This is a genomic window from Pseudomonas sp. 05N36 (assembly GCF_056397385.1).
On the sequence record NZ_JBFTNH010000009.1, the window covers coordinates 127684 to 145610 of the forward strand.

Consider the following 17927-nt stretch of genomic DNA (forward strand, 5'->3'; position numbering starts at 1 on the left):
CGCGCCCTAGGCGTTGGTCTTGTCCAGTGACGGTGGGACAAAAGAGGCGGCCGCACCCACTGTCACTACATATTTTTTGCGCCCGAGCCCATCAGTTGCGGTAGATCCACCGAATGTAAAGCTGACGGGGCTCACAAATCCACCCGCCTGCCGGTGAACGGCAATCCAGCTGGTACGCCAGCCACCCGCGCTGGAGAAGGTCCCTTTGGTTGGTCCGGGGTCTCCCCCCGCCCCGTTGAGTAACGTCAAATCGAAGTTCTTATCACTTCCTACAGCACCCGGTTTCACCGCGCAAAGGCCTCTGACCAGAAGAACATCCTGCGTGGCAACACGCAAAACAACGGTTTGCAAGGAGTAGTAATCGGTCAGGCCACCGGTGGCTTCGATGGACTCGTCAACAGTCGAAAGATTTTGTTGCAGGATCGGATGCTGCACGATGCCTGAATCGACAAAGCGATGGTCTGCCAATGGATCCAGCCAGTGCCCATTTTCAGCGATTTCACGGAACAGGACATCACGTGCCAGGTACACATCGATAGGGTTCGCGGGAGCCGCCCCCCCCTGACGACTACGGTTAGTCAACAACACCCCCAACTTGCCTTTGGGGTGCTGCTTGTCGACCAATACCGTAGCGATCAGCCGAGCCCCCTTCGACAAGTCGCCGCCCTGTTCCCGGTCAAGCAAGGAAAACGGTGCCGACCAATGACCGTTCTGGGCCATGAACGCCAGGTTGATGTTCAGCTTTTGCGGCAAGGACACGTCATCGCCATTGACCACCTTAGGGTGCAACTGCGCCCAGACCAGACACAAACGCCCGCCCCAGAACACCGCCCGTATATCCAGCACCTCCCCCCCTACGGGAATCTCGACCGGCTGCCATTCACCCCACGCGGCAGGGTTGATCGCCCGGCAACTGGGCGTCAGTTCAACCTCGGCCTTGCGCCAAAAATACTGAAAAGGCTGAATCCGCTGCCGGGCAACACAGTAATAATCCGCTCTCGTGGAGGTAAGGGGCGCTGTGAGCGAGGTGCCGTCCATATAGCAACTGATCACCTCCAGGTTGCAGGTCTGTTCGAATTCTTGCAGGTATTCCTTCAAGGCCACCTGCACGGAATCAGTGCTCAGGCGCGTCTGGTTCAGATTGTTCTCAAGGGCTTTGAACAGGCTGGTCTTGCGCTGGCGTACATAGGGGTTGATGTAGTTTTCCGGGTACAGGGCAATCATCATCAACGCCGCCCAGTCCGGGTAGTTGTTGTAGAGCTCCCAGGTTTGCAGATCCCGTTTATCGAATTCGTAATCTGAATACCCCGGTTCCAGCTTGCGATACGCCGCATGAATGTAGTCCTGGGCACTACTGATGGCATTGGAAACCAGGGAGCTCTGCACCGGATAACTGTCCAGCGGGTCCATGCGCAGGAGTTCGAGCAGGTCCACCGGTCTTTTCAGGAAGTGGAACTTGCTGTCAACATCAGGAGGCAAGCCCTTTTTGACCTGCCCGATGCAATACTCGACCAATGCCGTACGACGCTGTTCGAGCAGTGCGGCGATCTTGTTGTTTTCCATAACCCTTGCTCCTGAGGTCTCACCAAGTTGTACGTGGTCATGCAGCGGGCGTCTGATCGTCAGGCATCCTCTTTAACGGAAGTAGGACCGGCGAAGGTAATAGACTCAAAAATCGCTGTTTCAGAGCTGTCCGGGCTGGTAACGCCGACCTCGAATGTCCCGCCTGTGGGACTGGAGACGAAAACTCGCGTGATCCCCTCCTGATTGGTCACCCCCTCGGCTGGCCGGATAATCAAGAAAGGCATGATGCTCCCAGGATCAGACTTGGCCTCACTGCTCCACTTCACTGGCATGCCAATACCCCAATTGCGATAACCGTCCTGCATCACGGCATACAGCTCGACTTCCCCACCAGCCGGCACTACGCCATCTGGCACCTGGGACTTGAGCGGTCCCGGAAATCTCATCGTGGTTTTATCGGCACCGATCACCACGCTCGGCGCTTGCTGTTTTGGATGCTGGTCCAGCCAGAAACGTGGCGTTTCCGTGCCCATGACGTTGCCCGGAATAAACTCGACGGTCGACACTCCATCTATCCCGGTATTGTTCTGCTTGATACTGCCCAGTGAGGTATTCCAATACACGGTGACCCCGTTCAAGCCCTTGCCTGCATGGTTCTTGACGGTCACTTTGAAGATGGCTTTTTCCCCCGGCTTATTGGCCACCAGCACCGTACGATCCACCTCGCAGGTAAGCTTGACCATGTGCTCCAGGGCTTCATCTTCATTGGGAATCAGTCGCGCGGGCGGGGTATTCAGGCTGAGCAGTGCATGTTCGGCAGCCAGTGCGTAAGCCGGTTTGTCGATTTTTGCCGGGAGCATGCCCATCAGGAAAATCGTCTGGGCATCCATGCCGCTGCGTGCTGACAGCTCACGGACGCGGATCAACAGATCCAACTGCGCCAGGTTCTTGATCAGCATCTTTTCCGGGTCGACCCGTCTTGCGCACTCGCGCACTTCCTGGACGCTCCAGGCGAAAAAAACCGCCAGCCTGATCGCCGCAGTTTCCTGGGCCAGCGCCAGGGCATCAATGGAGAGGGGATCAGGCAGCGCGTTGACCTCACGCAGGTAATCAAGCAGTTTTTCCGGCGGCTGCTGACCCAACGCAAAGGCCTGGTTGAGCACCGTCAGGTAATACAGGCTACTCAGCGTGAACTCATGTTTGTTGTCGCGGCTCAGCCAGGTTTCATAGCCGTAGGCCAGGTAGTCCTCCAGCAGCGCTACGCTGAGGTCCAGCTTCACCGCCACAGCACTGCGTCGCCGCACATCGGCCAATAGCGCGAGCAGCGGATTACCTTCGTCCGCTTGCCGCCGACGTCCGGTTTCGGTGCCGCCATCGTGCATCGTGCCATCAAGCGCAGACTTGAGCACTTGGTACACCGTCCCGCCCGCCCAGGCGAGTACCGGCAACATCAGTTCCGACTTCAGACCGGCATAGGCTGCCAGGCACTCCTTGACCACCGACACCTGCCCTGCCCTGGCTTGCAGCAATACGCCCAGCATGTTTTCGACAATCAACGCGCGCGAAGCCTCATCGCCTTCGCCAATGCCGGCTCTCACCGCTTCATCGAGCCGGCGGCGGGCAAATGTCGGGTAGTCGAGTTCAATCGCGTCCGACTGCACAAGGACCAGCCCGTTGCTGTCGAGCAGCCGAGTCAGCAAATCCAGCCAGCCCGCTGCGCCGGCCAGTGGCGGGACACCGGCCATCAGTAAGGCAGTGTCGGAAAACAGCGCCGCTGACAGCAGACTTCGCAGCTGTTCGAACAACTGCTGCTCACTCGAGGACACCGCCGGTACCACAACCTGCGAAGCCTGTTGCAGCATCCAGAGCACCGGCAGGTCACGCTCATCGCACCAGCGAACACAGGCCTCCATGGCCTGGATGATGTTCAGCGCATCCGGTGTGCCTTCGCGTTTGTTCGCCTTGAGTTCGGGCACGCCGGCCAGCGCATTGAGCCAGTCGTTGCCCCCCAGGAGCAGGAGCAACAGAATGCCTTCCATCGGGCTGATACCCAGCATCCGGGGCAGCTTCACCATGCGGTAAAAGCTCGAGAGGATCGCCGAGTTGCATTTCAGCGTGCTCTCAAGGCCATGGGCCTGGGCAATCGCCTGGGCCAGGTGACGGTAGGTATGCAGGTCAATTTCCAGGCCACTGCAGAGTTGGTTGACGGTTAACGCGTCCTCGCCCGGCGCCGGAAACACCGGAGAATCGTGGCCATCGAGTTGCAGCGGCCTGGGGAAATGCGCCGAAACATTAAAAATGCGATCGAACTGCGACAGCTCTTCACCACGGCCGAAAATCGACAGCTTGTCGATAAACACCGCGAAGTTCTCGGCGGTACAGCCATAGCGCTCGCGTAACTCTTGAAACAGGCCGATGGCCTGCAGGGTGTTTTCTGATATCCAGCACTCGGGCTCTAGCGCCCGGGGAGTCACTTCGGCATTGATTGCCGCCATGAGCAGGCAATCGACTTGCTCGCTGGGCAGACCTAGCCAGTTGTCCAGGCGCAGCTTGCGGTTCATTCGGTCGAATCGGGTGTGGCTGGATTTCATAAGTCGGTGAAGAGCTTCATTTGTTCTTCTGAACTCAATACTGATGGCAGGCGATATACCGGCATTGAGATAGACCGAACCTGATTGTGCTCCGCTGGGAGGCAACTCCTCGCCCCCCGTCAGAGGAACATTGGCAGACCGCACCGGAGCAAAACTTCGATTCGATATCAGCGCCTCAAGATTCGAGCTTTCGAGTTTTGTTCTTTCACAGAAAAACTTCACCTGGTTAAGATTTCCCCACTCAACGTCCACGGTGCCAAAATTCAGGCTATAGAAGCGCGTGCGCTTATCTTTGGACTCTTCGGAGTCATCGTCGGGAATCGGTTTCTCAGTCAACAACTCGCGCTGATAAGGATCCAACCGAGACGCATGGAGCAAAGCCCGCTCTCCTTCACTGCCCAGCGCATTCGGTTGTAGAAAGTACGGACAGGATCGATCGACCACACGGACCACAGCCCCTACCGACAGCTCATTGTGCCGGGCGACAAAATCAATCGTTTTCCAGTTCTGATGATGGGGCAGCCCGTTGGGATAACGGGCCTGACTCAGGGCCTCATCGATATCACCGCCCGCCTGACCGTGGGAGTTGATGAACTGTTCCAGCACCCTGACGGTGATGTCCACCGAAGACAGCGGTTGATGCACCGCATTGTGATCGATGAGCAACTGCGGCAGATCCGTGCGCCGTTCCATGAGCGGCATTTTTTGTTCGTCACCATGCACTTCGATACGGTCTCTGATCCACATCAGCAGCTCAATCAGATACGCAACCGGCGAGGTCACAGACTCCAGGGCATCAGGCGGGCATAACTGATCGAAGCGGGTATAAAAAAGGTTTTCAAAACTTGGCCCCGTCACCAATGATAAAAGCCCGCTCATCGGTCTCATGGGTTCTGCTTTATCGCCGGTCAATGCCTGCTCGATAAACTGCCGTCGCACATAGATTGCCAAGGCATTGGCAGACCGCAGAAAGTTTTGCGCGTCAATCGGGCTCAAGCCGAAGTCACGTACCAGCCCCGCCATGCCCTTTTCCACCAAAGGGAATATCGATCCTTTTCCGAGGTACGCACTCAGCTCACCATACTTTTTGCGCTGTTCTTCCTCACTGAACACTTGCTTGAACAGTTGCAAAGTGGGGCGATCCTGGGAGGCTGCCATGGTGAAACTCCTTGAACGGATAACAGGACACTGAACAGCCTGACGAGAGCGTCGCGGGGTTCAATTCACTGGTTGGATTTCGCGCCAGAGTGAAGCCAGCGTCTACTGTCATTACTGACAGTAGAGCCGACCGCTCGTCGGAAGCCGTGGAGGCGGTTACTCAGACGGAGGCTTCGGCGGATCAACCTCGAAGCGCGGGCTTTCGGCCCAGCGAGATAACACCGTCCCCCCCTCAAGGCGTTGCTGAAAGCAGACCCGATGACCACCCGGCCTCAGCTTCTCTTTTATCGTGGCCTTCCAACCTGCCTCAGTGCTCGGGATGTCATCGGCCAGTTTCAGTTCTGGATTGAACCAGGCAACCACCTCACCCACACCGTTCTGGCCTTCGCCTTCGCACGCTATCGGCTCAGTAACCCAGCGGCCCTCAGCCGGCTCATTGACCTGTGGCTGAAACGAGCCCAAGCGAATCAGCCGTTCAGGTGACGGCGCAGAAGCGAAGCCATCGCGCGATTGCACAGCGATCAATTTATGGAGGCCGCCCGGACGGGCGAGCGTGATCCGCATCGACCAGCTCCGGTCAGCAAGAACCTGGGCTTGCCCCAGCACCGTTTGCGGTTCATCGGCGAGCGCCACCGTGACCATATCGCCTGTATTGTCCGTATAACCAAACCCGGCACACACGACCTCGTCCTGTACGAATTCGCCAGGGGCGGGGGTTTCCATGTCCGGCGCATTCGGCACCACGTTACAGGTCAGCAGGGGGCTCTTTTCTGACGTCTGCTGACCAAAGGTTTGCGTGGCCCAAATGACTATTTCCCTGACCAAAAACAACTCCACCCGGCCTTCCCAGTGACCGTCTTTGTCAACGAGAATTTCGCGAAGCAGAGGCACGTCATGACCTTGGCGCCATACCGAAACCCGGGCATCGGGCAGGCCTTTACCTGAAATGATCGAGATGCGCGGTAGATCGCCTCCTGGCAGCGGCACCTCGAACGTTGGCGGCAACACCACCACCTTGAACGTGCACACCTCGCTAGGCACCGACTCCCGTACGCTGTTGCTCTGAATCGCGTCAATGCTGTTTGGACCAAAATCCAGTGGCTTATCAAGAGACACCAACCAAGCGCCGTCAGCGCTTAGAGGCCCCGAAGAGCCCAGATCCCGGTTGTATAGAGCGTCCCGAATTTTCACCGTGGCGCCCTTCACCCCATTGTTACCTTTAACGACCAGATCACGGCTGACCTCTTCGTTTTGACCTGGAACAGGTGACGTGATGACCAGTTGGGGGAGCGGGATAGTGAATGTCTTGCTTGCCGATTCCGACGTTTGCGAGGCGGCGGTCTGGGTCACGGTGACCGTATGAGTGACATCGTGTGCAAAGGGATCGTCACGTCGATAGGTCCAGGTGCCGTTCGTGACGGTAGGTTTATACTTGGTGGCGCTGCCGCTGTACGTCAGTTCGACCACGGCCCCAGGCCAGCAGGTGCCTGTGATGGTTGGCGACAATCCGCTATCGACAATACTCGTGATGTCGGGTGCCAAGGGGGGGATCGTTACCTCGATTCCAACCCAATCAGGGGACGCTTGATCATTCAGACGCTGTTGCAGTTCAACCCGCCGTTTATCCGTCGGCCCCCACACTTGTGAAGCCTTGCTCGACCATGCGCCGTTAACAACCCTGGCCTCCGGTGCAACGACTGAACCGCCAGGAAAAGCAATGTGAACTGTAGCCCCTGTATAACCCTTCCCGGAGAAGGTCGGCGTGTACTCCTTCGTGTAGGTCACCTCAGTCGGGATGGGCAGTGCCCAGGTAACGGTGAACTGATAGTCCTCCGACGGGATCCAGCCACTGGGACTGTCCGGAACTTTTTGTATCGCTAACAAGACATAGTTGCCCGGCACCCAGTTCTTGGCAGTCACCGCCCATGAACCGTCTTTCACTACGACAGTGGGCAAAACTGCTGCGCCCGGCCCACTGATCTTTGTGATCTCAACCGTGGCACCGGTGTAACCGGCTCCTGAGAGTTTCACTTCTTCATTGTCGAGTGCCGTTACGGTGACGCCTGTCAACTTGGCAGGACGGATTCTGAAGAAGCGAGGGGCGCTGCGCCTGGAGTGTTCGCCGCCACCAATAAATTGCTCTGCCACAAGGGACTTAGCTCCCGGCGGGACAGTGACAGGGACATCCCAGCGTCCCCCAGTCTTCACTGGACCGGTGTTGATCACGGTATGGCCGCCAAAGTCATCAAGAATCTCGACGGTGGCGCCCGTTGCACCGCCCGCTCCTGAAATCGTAAATGTCTGATTTTGTACCGTACCTGGCCCAGGTTCGGTAATAGTAGGAGCATTGGGAGCCGGATACAGCACGGTGACGGTCACCAGGTTTGACCAGCCTAGATCTCCCCCGCTAAGCGTTCCTTGGGCATGAAAAACAAAACCACCCTCGGGCAGGTCTTGAGTCAACTTTACGTCCCACTTGCCGTTGACGACGCTAGCGCTACCATAGGATCCACCAGTGCCACCCTGTCGAAATACCGTGACCGTCGCACCGTCAGAACCAGTCCCCGAGACCGTTGGTCTAAGCTCTCGAAGCACATCGCCCGTTTTGGGTGAAGTAATTGTTGGTGGTGCTGGCAATGACACAACAAAATTTCGATTAGCCGCCCGGGCCGACCCACCATAGCCGGGTAGTGTCTCCAAAACCGAGATAGTGTGCTCTCGACCTACTAACGGAGTAGTAACCCTTAGCTCCCAACCACCAGAATGCCCCACAGAGACAGAACCACTCAGAGGTGCATTGTCAGTGCCTCGTATGAGTTGTACCTGATAACCAACTTGTCCTGAGCCTTTAATCAAGGGAGTTGGGGAAGTTAGAACGTTATTGGATACGGGCGGATCTGTAATAATCGGCGGTTCTACTGCAACAAACCATCCTGTGCGGTACCAAACGGTCCACCAAGTACCAACTCGAAACCTGTAGTGAAGGGAGCAGTTTCCTGGCCGCAGAGTAACGTTCGGCACGAACCGGAGAGGATTTGAGGGGCCAGGAATAGATTGTTGGTGGTAGTTAACATTATTCCCATCGTAGAAATGCACATCGACGAGGTTAGCGCCGCCATTGGAATCGTTAAACTTTTGAGCCAAAAATTCCGCCCCGGTACGCGAAATCATGTGACTGTCGCCTGGCGTAACGAAGGGTAAATGAGTGAGCCGTGGTTGATCTGTTTCCTCCGGCTCTTCCGGTTCTTCCGGTTGATACGGGTGATCTGGTTGATCCAACATGATTCAGCGCTCCAAAGCGGGCATAGCTGCCACTCCATTGAAGGCATTTGAAACCTTAAAACCGAATTCATACTACCTGTAAAAACTGACAGTTCTGACGAACGGTATAGTTGATTTCCTCGCCTTCCCCCGTGTTTTCAACGCCTCAGTCAGCGGCTACATCACCTTGCGCCGCAGCCTACACATCCGCCAGAATCCGCCGGCTTGTGCACCTTGGCCCTGGCTTCTACTGTTCTCGTGTCGCTGCCCATCAGCGATCGGGTTTAGTCGCTCGGACGTTGTACGAAGGTGTACTGCACGCCAAATGCTCAGGTATTCCCTATCCCTGAACGTTATGGTGGCTGTACGCAGGGCGCCCTCGGGCGCGCCGGTTTTCGTACTCCGTCCGGTCGACTAACCTGCGTTCAGCCGCCACCCTTCGTTTAGTCGCGAGGCGGTGGCAGCTCCACCACGGAGTAATAAATATGTTCAAAGCCACACCGCCCCCCCCCGAATACGACAACGTTTCCCCCTACGACTCCCTCGACTCGAAAAAGCTCCACGCCGCCGCACACAAGGCGCTGGACCACTACCTCAAACCCGGCACCGGCAACCCGCGTGACTATGAACGGCGCTCGCTGAAGTTCTTCGCCGTGCTCCCCGACATCAACAACGAAGCCTTGATGGCCTACACCTACGAGACGTTCTGCTCGGTGAGCACGTTGATCCTCGACCTGTCCGACGACCTGGAAGACAAGCACCGCAACCTGGCGCTGGCGATCCATCAATTGACCGAGCACGGGTTGTTGCTGGTGGAGAAGGCGCTGGATAACGAGTACCCGATCCAGCCGATCGAGTATGGGTTGCAGTTGTAAGCGTCTTGCGTGGAGGCTGGCTTCCCGGCCTCCACCCAAACCCTTGAAACACGGCGCAATACACGCCCGCAAAACCCTGAAACTCGGCGCAAGGTACATCCGTAGCAGCTGTCGAGCCTGCGAGGCGGCGTTCGGCTGCGAAGCAGTCGTGAAATCAGGCGGCGCGATTGTTCTGGAAAAACCACGTACGCAGGGTTGGCGAGGACTGCGTCCGAACGCAGCCTCGCAGGCTCGGCAGCTACGGGCCTGTGTTTCTGGCAGTGAAGGTGCGTAGAAGGATCAGGCCGAAGCCGGCACCGGGTAAAAACTGAAGTACTGGTGCAAGGCACTCACCAGTTGCCCGTATTCAGGCGGTGCGCGTTGCACCTCGAAACCGGCGTCGTAATGGTGGGGGGTGACGTCTTCACGACACCACAGGCAATGGGCACGCAAGTCGATGACCTGCACAATACCTTCGCTCGCGGGGATTTTCAGGCGCAGGTCGAACGCTGCGCCGACCATCATCGGTAATGGGCAAATCAGCATCAGGCCATCATCGGAGACATTGCCGATAAAGCCGACAGGCTTGTCGGTGATGCTGTTGAACACTCTCAGAAAATACGGCAGTTGATGCCGCTCGATACGGCGGTCAGTGAACAGGCTGTTTATCACGATTAAGCCCCTTGAGCAGGGTCGTACTCATACTTCGGAACGTACCTGCCAGACAGGAGCGCTCTCCCCGATTCCGTTGCCGGTCACAGGTATCAACATGGTTTAGGTTGAACATTCTAAAACACGTTAATCGAAGATTAGCTCAAGGCGGGCACACGCCCAGCCTTTAAATGTCCGGGTATCGACACATTTTTCTGCTGCTACAGGGCAGTCCTGCAGCGTACTTCAAGGTTTGCTTCAAATGACCCGCCGCATTACAAAGGCGCGGGAATGGCTTTGGCGCTGCTGCGCGGTGGATACCAACCCAGCGCCTGCAAGGTTTCCAGGCGTGCGCGGGCACGGTACGCGTACTCGTTGTCCGGGTACTGGGCGATGATGAACTGGTAAGTCTGGGCCGCATCGACATAGAGCTTCTGACGTTCCAGGCACTGGCCACGCAGCATCGACACTTCCGGCTGTACATAACGCCGCGCCCGGCTGTTGCGATCGACCTGGGACAATTCGAGCATCGCGTCCTCACAATTGCCTCGGTCATAAGCGCGGTAGGCGTTGTTCAAATGATGGTCCATCGACCAACGGGTGCAGCCCGTGGCGCTGAGGACGCTGAGGGCAAGGGCGGCAATGGGTATGAATCGCATGGGGATCTCCTGTCTTGAGCTCTGTATCGACCCCGTGCGCAAATTCTTCAGTCATCAGGTGGCGAATACAAACGAGTGGAATCCACCAAGATCCTGGATGACGATAATACGATTAAGCCAATGGACAAACGGCTGAAGGTGTCACGCTCGCTGATCCGCACAAACAAAAATACCCACTGAACCGCATGGGCTCAATGGGCTATGGAACGAATGAGTGTCGCGTTCATTCGACCTTGAATAGTCGGGGTCGTGAACGCGCTGATTCCTCTCCCTCGTGGGTCAGCGTTGCTGCAATCGAGTGGTGCCCTTTGGACAGATCATTGAGCAAAGTATCTGACCACACGCCATTTTTCACTTTGATTACGAATAGGACTTCTTGCGTGAAGTCTCTATAGATGGTCACGTCCCCTTCTCCTTGGTATGCCACGGTTCCGGAAAAACTGACTTTGTTGTTCGCTGTCGCAGTGTCTGCCGGACTGTCAATGTCAGGAACAGGCAGATCTTTGTTTTCCATGGTCATATTTTCATCTCCATACCTCGTCACCCTTGACGAGGTTCCGGAGCATTACAGCCTCCCCTCAGATGCCTGCCTACCTGACAGAACTGACAGTCCTGACAAACGGTGCACACCACCACACCGGGAAATCTTCAGGATTGTTCGTTTAAAGAAACAAATGAAAAGTAGTGCAAACGAACAATGACTACAGCATCGGACCATAGTAGCCTCAGCCAGCGCTTGAACTCAGGAGTCTCTGCATGTCCGTCCGTCGTACCAAAATCGTCGCTACCCTTGGCCCGGCCAGTAACTCGCCGGAAGTTCTCGAACAGCTGATTCTGGCTGGCCTGGACGTCGCCCGCTTGAACTTCTCCCACGGCACCCCCGACGAGCACAAGGCTCGCGCCAAGCTGGTGCGTGACCTCGCCGCCAAGCACGGCCGCTTCGTCGCCCTGCTGGGTGACCTGCAAGGCCCGAAAATCCGTATCGCCAAATTCGCCAACAAGAAGATCGAGCTGAAGATCGGTGATCAATTCACCTTCTCCACCAGCCATCCGCTGACCGAAGGCAACCAGCAAGTGGTCGGCATCGACTACCCGGACCTGGTCAAGGATTGCGGTGTGGGCGACGAGTTGCTGCTCGACGACGGTCGCGTGGTGATGCGCGTCGATACCGCCACCGCCACCGAACTGCATTGCACCGTGACCATCGGCGGCCCGTTGTCGGACCACAAAGGCATCAACCGTCGCGGTGGCGGCCTGACGGCTCCGGCCCTGACTGAAAAAGACAAGGCCGACATCAAGCTCGCCGCCGAAATAGAAGTCGACTACCTCGCGGTGTCTTTCCCGCGCGATGCCGCCGACATGGAATACGCCCGCCAACTGCGCGACGAAGCCGGCGGTACTGCCTGGCTGGTGGCAAAGATCGAGCGTGCCGAAGCCGTGGCCGATGACGAAACCCTCGACGGCCTGATCAAGGCCTCGGACGCCGTGATGGTCGCCCGTGGTGACCTCGGCGTGGAAATCGGCGACGCCGAGCTGGTAGGTATTCAGAAGAAGATCATCCTGCACGCACGCCGTCACAACAAAGCGGTGATCGTCGCGACCCAGATGATGGAGTCGATGATCCTGAACCCGATGCCGACCCGCGCTGAAGTGTCCGACGTGGCCAACGCCGTGCTCGACTACACCGACGCCGTGATGCTCTCGGCGGAAAGCGCCGCCGGCCAATACCCGCTCGAAGCGGTCCAGGCCATGGCGCGGATTTGCATCGGCGCTGAAAAGCACCCGACCAGCAAAACCTCCAGCCACCGTATCGGTAAAGTCTTCGAAAGCTGCGACCAGAGCATCGCCCTGGCCGCCATGTACACGGCCAACCACTTCCCGGGCGTGAAGGCGATCATCGCCTTGACCGAAAGTGGCTACACGCCGTTGATCATGTCGCGCATTCGTTCCTCGGTGCCGATCTACGCGTTCTCCCCGCACCGCGAAACCCAGGCCCGCGCGGCCATGTTCCGTGGCGTCTACACCGTACCGTTCGACCCGGCATCGCTGCCGCCTGAACAAGTCAGCCAGGCTGCGATCGACGAGTTGCTCAAACTCGGTGTGGTCGAGAAAGGCGACTGGGTCATCCTGACCAAGGGCGACAGCTACCACACCATCGGTGGCACCAACGGCATGAAGATCCTGCACGTTGGCGACAAGATGGTCTGAGTCACCGCCCGTTGAAACGCAAAAGCCCCGCCATGTGAATGGCGGGGCTTTTTGGTTTCCAATCTGGCAGTTGCGGTGCCTGCGCTACCGCTATCGCGAGCAGGCTCGCTCCCACAGGGTTAAAGGTTGAATACACAATCTGTGAACACCACAGATCAACTGTGGGAGCGAGCCTGCTCGCGATAGCGTCGGCCCAGTCAACAAAGACTCAGGATCTGTTGATACCCCCCCGACAACACCGCAATCGCTTCCGGCGAACGCAGCCGCTGGACAAACAGGCTGCCCTCCTCCTCGATCACTGTGCACAACCGCTGACGATCCGACGCTGCCATCAATCAAGAATAAAAACACAACGCCAACACCCCACCTGTCAGGTTTGACAGTAGACGCCCTTGCGTTCAGCCCCTTTAATCGTTTCCGTCCACTGCTGCTTTCGCTGTCATCAAGGCTACTCGCGCTTGGCTGTTGCGGCTCGTCATTGGCAGTTTTCTACGGATAACCCTCTCCGATTAAAGGAATAGAACGATGAGCCAGTACACAGCGTTGACCGCTCGAGCCGCCGATGGTCTAGACCCGGGATTTGGTGAGAATGAAGACGGTAAAGTCATTCTGCGCTTTCCCGGTGCACGAGATACTTCAGGCGAATGTATTGCCGAATATAAGGGCAAGATCTACGTTGGCGGCGGCGTCGACGCCCGTGTCGACGGCTTTGACATCCTCCATAAGCCAGGTGTCGCCTGCCTGTACAAAAATGGCACTTTAAACAGTGCGTTCGGCAAGGATGGATTTGTAGTCGTGCCTTCTGGCCCCATGCAAGACGCCCATCTGCGCCAGATCCTTTTCCCCACCATCGGTGGTGAACCCAGAATCCTGCTGTCCGGTATCGATACAAAAACAGGTGACGTTGTGCTTGCTCGCCTTCATCTCGACGGACGTGTGGATGAGCGTTTTGGCGTGAAAGGTCTGCTGACGGTCAAACAGCCTGAAAACCTTGCCAAAGACCTTGGGCTGGATTTTACACCGCTGGCGACCACCACCATGGACGCCTCGGGGCCTTGCACGGTGGCGGATGGGAAAATCTATGTGGTCATGCGAATGTACATGCCGATCTGGATTGCCCAAGTCGCGCTACTGATCCGCCTCAACAGTGACGGCTCGTTTGACACCACCTTCAACAACACCGGTTATGTCGCCGTTACCAATCAACACTGGGGCAATAGCACCATCGAGGACATTTTGGTGCACAACGGAAAAATCACCGTGTGCGGAACACTGGCAGGTCATGGCATGGTGGCTCGTGTGAATGAGGATGGTTCTTTCGACCACACCTTCGCCGACAAAGGTTTCAAACTGCTCGAGAATCCCAGTCTCGCGCTCGGAAAGCTTGTCCAGTATTCCGAAGGCGCTGTTCTTGCGGCCGGTCGGGCGTCGTCTCCGTCACAGGGCGTGCTGGCTTGCTTCAACGACCAAGGTGAACTTGTACCAACATTCAATGGCGGTAAGGTGCTGTTTCAATCCCTCGAAAAACATGTCAGTTTTTTGGGTGTTGGACTGTTTGATGGGAAAATCATCGCGTCCGGGAGATTGACACCGGAAAGCGGTAGACCTTCATTTGTGGTGGTTCGCTATCACCTAAACGGCACGCTGGATGAGGGCTTTGGCGACGGGAAAGGCTGGATCGCCACCGAATTCGAGAACCAATACACCGTCGCACAGAGCATGACCTTACAAGAGGACGGGAAGGTGCTGGTCGTGGGCGATTGGGCAAACGGTCTCAGCCCTGCTGCGCTACTTGCCCGCTTCCTGAACCCCGCAACCCCGGCGGCACCAACGGCATGAAGATCCTGCACGTTGGCGACCAGAGGGTCTGAGTCACCGACCGTTGAAACGCAAAAGCCCCGTCATGTGAATGGCGGGGCTTTTTGGTTTCCACTCTGGCAGTTTCGGTGCCTGCGCTACCGCTATCGCGAGCAGGCTCGCTCCCACAATTGATCTGTGGTGTTCACAGATGTTGTATTCAACCTTTAACCCTGCTCGCGATAGCGTCGGCCCAGTCAACAACGATTCAGGATCTGTTGATAAACCCCGACAACGCCGCAATTGCTTCCGCCGAACGCAGCCGCTGGACAAACAGGTTGCCCTCCTCCTCGATCACTGTGCGCAGTTGCTCGCGGTCCGGGGCTTTCATCAGCTGTTTGCTGATGCGCACGGCTTCGGGCGCCAGTGTTTCGAAGCGCAATGCCATCTCGCGCGCCTTGGCCAGTGCAGCCTCACCCGTGGGCAACGCTTGGGTCGCGATGCCCCAGGCGGCGGCCTGCTCACCATTGAAACCTTCGCCCAGCAGCAACAGTTCGGCGGCCTTGGCCTGCCCGAGCAAGCGCGGCAGGATCAGGCTGGAACCAAACTCCGGGCACAGCCCGAGGTTGACGAACGGCATGCGCAACTTCGCATCCGCGCTGATGTACACCAGGTCGCAATGCAGCAGCAAGGTGGTGCCGATACCCACCGCAGCGCCAGCCACGCCCGCGATCACCGGTTTGCGGCATTCCAGCAGGCTGCGCATGAACTGGAACACCGGGCTTGCGAGGTCGCTTGGCGGCTCCTCGAGGAAATCAGCAATGTCGTTACCCGCGGTAAAGCATTCACGGGTGCCGGTGATCAGTATGGCGTTGATCGCGGGGTCGGCGTCGGCCTGTAGCAAGGCGTCCGCCAACTGGCTGTACATGGCGCGGGTCAGGGCGTTTTTCTTGTCCGGGCGGTTGAGGCGCAAGGTCAGCAGCCCGCGCTCACGTTCCAGCAGGATGGCGTTCGTCATGGTGAGTCTCGTGAAAGTGATTTCGCGTTCAACCCCGCGGCACGAAGACATCGGCCAGCAGTTGATTGCGCGGCAGCCCTGCCAGGTACAGGCGCCGGGCAAAGGCGTCGACGCTGTCGGGGTGCCCGCAGAGTAAGGCCAGGGTTTGCCGGGAAACAAGGCGCAATTGCGCCAAAGCCACGGTCAGCTCAGCCGCCGTCAACAGCTCGACGCTCAGGGTGGGACGCTGTGCCGCCAGCGCCACCAAGGGTTTGGCCAGGTAATGCTCGCTGGCATCACGGGCCAGGTGAATCACCCGGATGGGACCTTGATGATCCTGGCGCAACGCCTCGCGCAACACGCCGAACAACGGCGCCAATCCGGTGCCGGCCGCCAGCAGCCACAACGGTTGGGTTTGCCAGTCGGGGTCGTAATGCAGCGCACCGCCGCGCAACTCGCCCAGGCGGATCGGGTCACCGATTTTCAGCAAGCGTGCCGCATCGCTGAATGCGCCCGGCAAGCGGCAGTCGAGGTGAAACTCCAGAAAGCGATCTTCCTGCGGCAGGCTGGCCAGCGAATACGGGCGTGCTACGTTGCCGGCCCACAGCACCAGATGCTGCCCGGCCTGATAACGCAACGGACGCTCGGGCTGCAAGCGCAGGCGCAACACGCTAGGGCTTAACCAGTCGGCAGCCTCAACGGTGGCCGGCAAGCCGTCGCGCAGCGGATCGAACACCGCCACCTGCAGGTCATCGACGACCTCGCACTGACAGGCCAGCCGCCAACCTCGCTCACGTTGCTCGGCGCTCAGCGCATCGGGACGTCGGTCGCTCACCTCGCCTTTGAGGCACTGCACCAGGCACGCATGGCAACTGCCGGCGCGGCAACTGTAAGGCACGTGCATGCCGTTCTGGTTCAGCGCGTCGAGCAGGTTGCTGCCCGCAGCCACCGACCACTGAAGTTCGCCCACCCTTAGTTCAGGCATCGGCGTTTTCCCAAGCGGCAGCGCAGCGATTGCGACCGTCGCGCTTGGCGCGATACAGCGCCTGATCGGCACGCTGCAAGGCGCCATCCAGATCGCCGCCCTGCTCCAGCAAGGTCATGCCGGCGGACAGGCTCAGGTCCTGCACCGGCAGACCGACCAGTTCGACCTCGGTAAAGGCAATGCGCAGCCGCTCGCAGCAGGAGGTCAGGCGCTCGGGATCACAATCGGGTAGCAACAACACAAACTCCTCGCCGCCATAACGCGCCAGTACATCGTCTTCGCGCAGGCAGGCGATGGCAACACCGGCGAACGCCTGCAACACCTGATCGCCAGCCGCATGGCCATACCTGTCGTTGATGCGTTTGAAATAGTCGAGGTMAATCAGTGCCAGGCCATGCACCGCGCCCTCTTCCATGCTGCGCAGTTCGCGCGAGGCCAGGCGTAGAAAATGCCGACGGTTGAACAGCCCGGTGAGTTCGTCGGTGGCCGCCAGGTCTTCGAGTTGGCGCATCATCCCGCGCAAGGTGTCTTGATGCGCTTGCAAGGCAAAGCGCCGCTTGCGCATGCGTTGGCGTGAGGTCTGAACGTAGCCGGCATACAGCGTCAGCCAGACCAGCACGATAAACAACACGCAGACTTGCAGCGCCGCCAGCGCCGGGTCGACCAGTTCAAGGTGATAGCCTTCCCAGAGGTTAAGGCCCGCAAAGCTGAAAAAGACCAAGGCCGCACATCGGATGAACGCCCGGCGCGGCAGATGGAACAGGCCGAATAACAGAATCAACAGGTAAAACACCAGGAAGGCGCCGCGAGCCGAGTCCAGATGGGCGACCAGCCAGGTCTGCCAGCCCAGCCCCAGCAGCACTTGAACTTCGGTCAGGCTCGGGTCGGCAAACCGCAGATTGCGCCCGGAGGAAAACACCGCGAACAGCACCGACTGGCTGAGTATCACCAGCAGCGTGCCAATCACCGCACTGCGCACCGGCCCTTGATAGTGACCGCTGAGTATCGCCAGCCACAGCAGCAATATCGCCAGCGCATAGGTGCCCGTCGCCAGAATAAAGCGCTTGAGCAACAGACTCTGGATAGCGTTATGGGTMAATCGTTGACTCACCGTGCGAAGGGGGCTGATAACAGTGTCCTACCCTGGAATGCCGGATGCCACTTTAGTGTTGCACCTCAAGAATGACCATTCAATTTTGGGGCGATAAAGTACATCGATCCCTTCTGGTGAGGGGGCAAAAG

Annotated in this window: 12 protein-coding genes; 3 read left to right on the forward strand and 9 right to left on the reverse strand. The window is 58.0% G+C overall.

Features of this window, described 5'->3' with window-relative positions; genetic code table 11:
• Nucleotides 1-6 precede the first annotated feature (6 nt).
• From AC1DIH_RS14070 to AC1DIH_RS14080, 3 genes are all read right to left on the reverse strand, one after another.
• The gene (locus tag AC1DIH_RS14070; protein ID WP_477772124.1) at nucleotides 7-1563 is read right to left on the reverse strand and encodes a neuraminidase-like domain-containing protein; all 1557 of its coding nucleotides are present in this window, start codon (nucleotides 1561-1563) and stop codon (nucleotides 7-9) included.
• Nucleotides 1564-1622: 59 nt separating this feature from the next.
• Complete coding sequence (locus tag AC1DIH_RS14075) at nucleotides 1623-5246, reverse strand: Tc toxin subunit A (RefSeq protein ID WP_477772125.1); 3624 nt, start codon at nucleotides 5244-5246, stop codon at nucleotides 1623-1625.
• Between the two features lie 183 nt (nucleotides 5247-5429).
• Nucleotides 5430-8555 carry an Ig-like domain-containing protein gene (locus AC1DIH_RS14080; RefSeq protein WP_477772126.1) on the reverse strand — a complete coding sequence of 1042 codons (3126 nt, stop codon included), beginning with the start codon at nucleotides 8553-8555 and terminating at the stop codon, nucleotides 5430-5432.
• Between the two features lie 464 nt (nucleotides 8556-9019).
• Here AC1DIH_RS14080 and AC1DIH_RS14085 point away from each other — a divergent pair, with 464 nt between their 5' ends.
• Nucleotides 9020-9409 (forward strand): DUF6124 family protein, encoded by a 390-nt coding sequence (locus AC1DIH_RS14085; RefSeq protein WP_477772127.1) that lies wholly within the window; start codon nucleotides 9020-9022, stop codon nucleotides 9407-9409.
• 279 nt (nucleotides 9410-9688) lie between these two features.
• Here the strand turns inward: AC1DIH_RS14085 and AC1DIH_RS14090 are convergent, their stop codons facing one another.
• The 3 genes from AC1DIH_RS14090 to AC1DIH_RS14100 all read right to left on the reverse strand — a co-directional run bounded on the left by AC1DIH_RS14090 (nucleotide 9689) and on the right by AC1DIH_RS14100 (nucleotide 11218).
• Nucleotides 9689-10048 carry a PilZ domain-containing protein gene (locus AC1DIH_RS14090; RefSeq protein ID WP_477772157.1) on the reverse strand — a complete coding sequence of 120 codons (360 nt, stop codon included), beginning with the start codon at nucleotides 10046-10048 and terminating at the stop codon, nucleotides 9689-9691.
• Between the two features lie 266 nt (nucleotides 10049-10314).
• A complete protein-coding gene (locus tag AC1DIH_RS14095; protein ID WP_477772128.1) occupies nucleotides 10315-10698 on the reverse strand; it encodes a tetratricopeptide repeat protein in 384 nt (127 codons plus the stop codon).
• A gap of 223 nt (nucleotides 10699-10921) precedes the next feature.
• Nucleotides 10922-11218, reverse strand: coding sequence for a hypothetical protein (locus AC1DIH_RS14100; RefSeq protein WP_477772129.1), 297 nt, complete (start codon nucleotides 11216-11218; stop codon nucleotides 10922-10924).
• 236 nt (nucleotides 11219-11454) lie between these two features.
• Here AC1DIH_RS14100 and pyk point away from each other — a divergent pair, with 236 nt between their 5' ends.
• Together pyk and AC1DIH_RS14110 are read left to right on the forward strand one after the other, a co-directional pair.
• Complete coding sequence (gene pyk, locus AC1DIH_RS14105; protein WP_477772130.1) at nucleotides 11455-12906, forward strand: pyruvate kinase; 1452 nt, start codon at nucleotides 11455-11457, stop codon at nucleotides 12904-12906.
• Between the two features lie 525 nt (nucleotides 12907-13431).
• The gene (locus AC1DIH_RS14110) at nucleotides 13432-14745 is read left to right on the forward strand and encodes a hypothetical protein (RefSeq protein WP_477772131.1); all 1314 of its coding nucleotides are present in this window, start codon (nucleotides 13432-13434) and stop codon (nucleotides 14743-14745) included.
• Between the two features lie 226 nt (nucleotides 14746-14971).
• On the opposite strand, the gene AC1DIH_RS14115 is transcribed toward AC1DIH_RS14110, so the two are convergent.
• Genes AC1DIH_RS14115 through AC1DIH_RS14125 form a run of 3 tightly spaced genes read right to left on the reverse strand, consistent with a single transcriptional unit; the run spans nucleotide 14972 to nucleotide 17796 of the window.
• Nucleotides 14972-15721, reverse strand: a complete 750-nt coding sequence (locus AC1DIH_RS14115) for an enoyl-CoA hydratase (protein WP_477772132.1) — start codon at nucleotides 15719-15721, stop codon at nucleotides 14972-14974.
• Between the two features lie 28 nt (nucleotides 15722-15749).
• Nucleotides 15750-16685 (reverse strand): iron-sulfur-binding ferredoxin reductase, encoded by a 936-nt coding sequence (locus AC1DIH_RS14120; RefSeq protein ID WP_477772133.1) that lies wholly within the window; start codon nucleotides 16683-16685, stop codon nucleotides 15750-15752.
• Nucleotides 16678-17796: a GGDEF domain-containing protein gene (locus tag AC1DIH_RS14125; RefSeq protein WP_477772134.1), complete on the reverse strand. Its 1119-nt coding sequence runs from the start codon at nucleotides 17794-17796 to the stop codon at nucleotides 16678-16680. The genes AC1DIH_RS14120 and AC1DIH_RS14125 overlap by 8 nt, the downstream gene beginning before the upstream one ends.
• Nucleotides 17797-17927 lie beyond the last annotated feature (131 nt).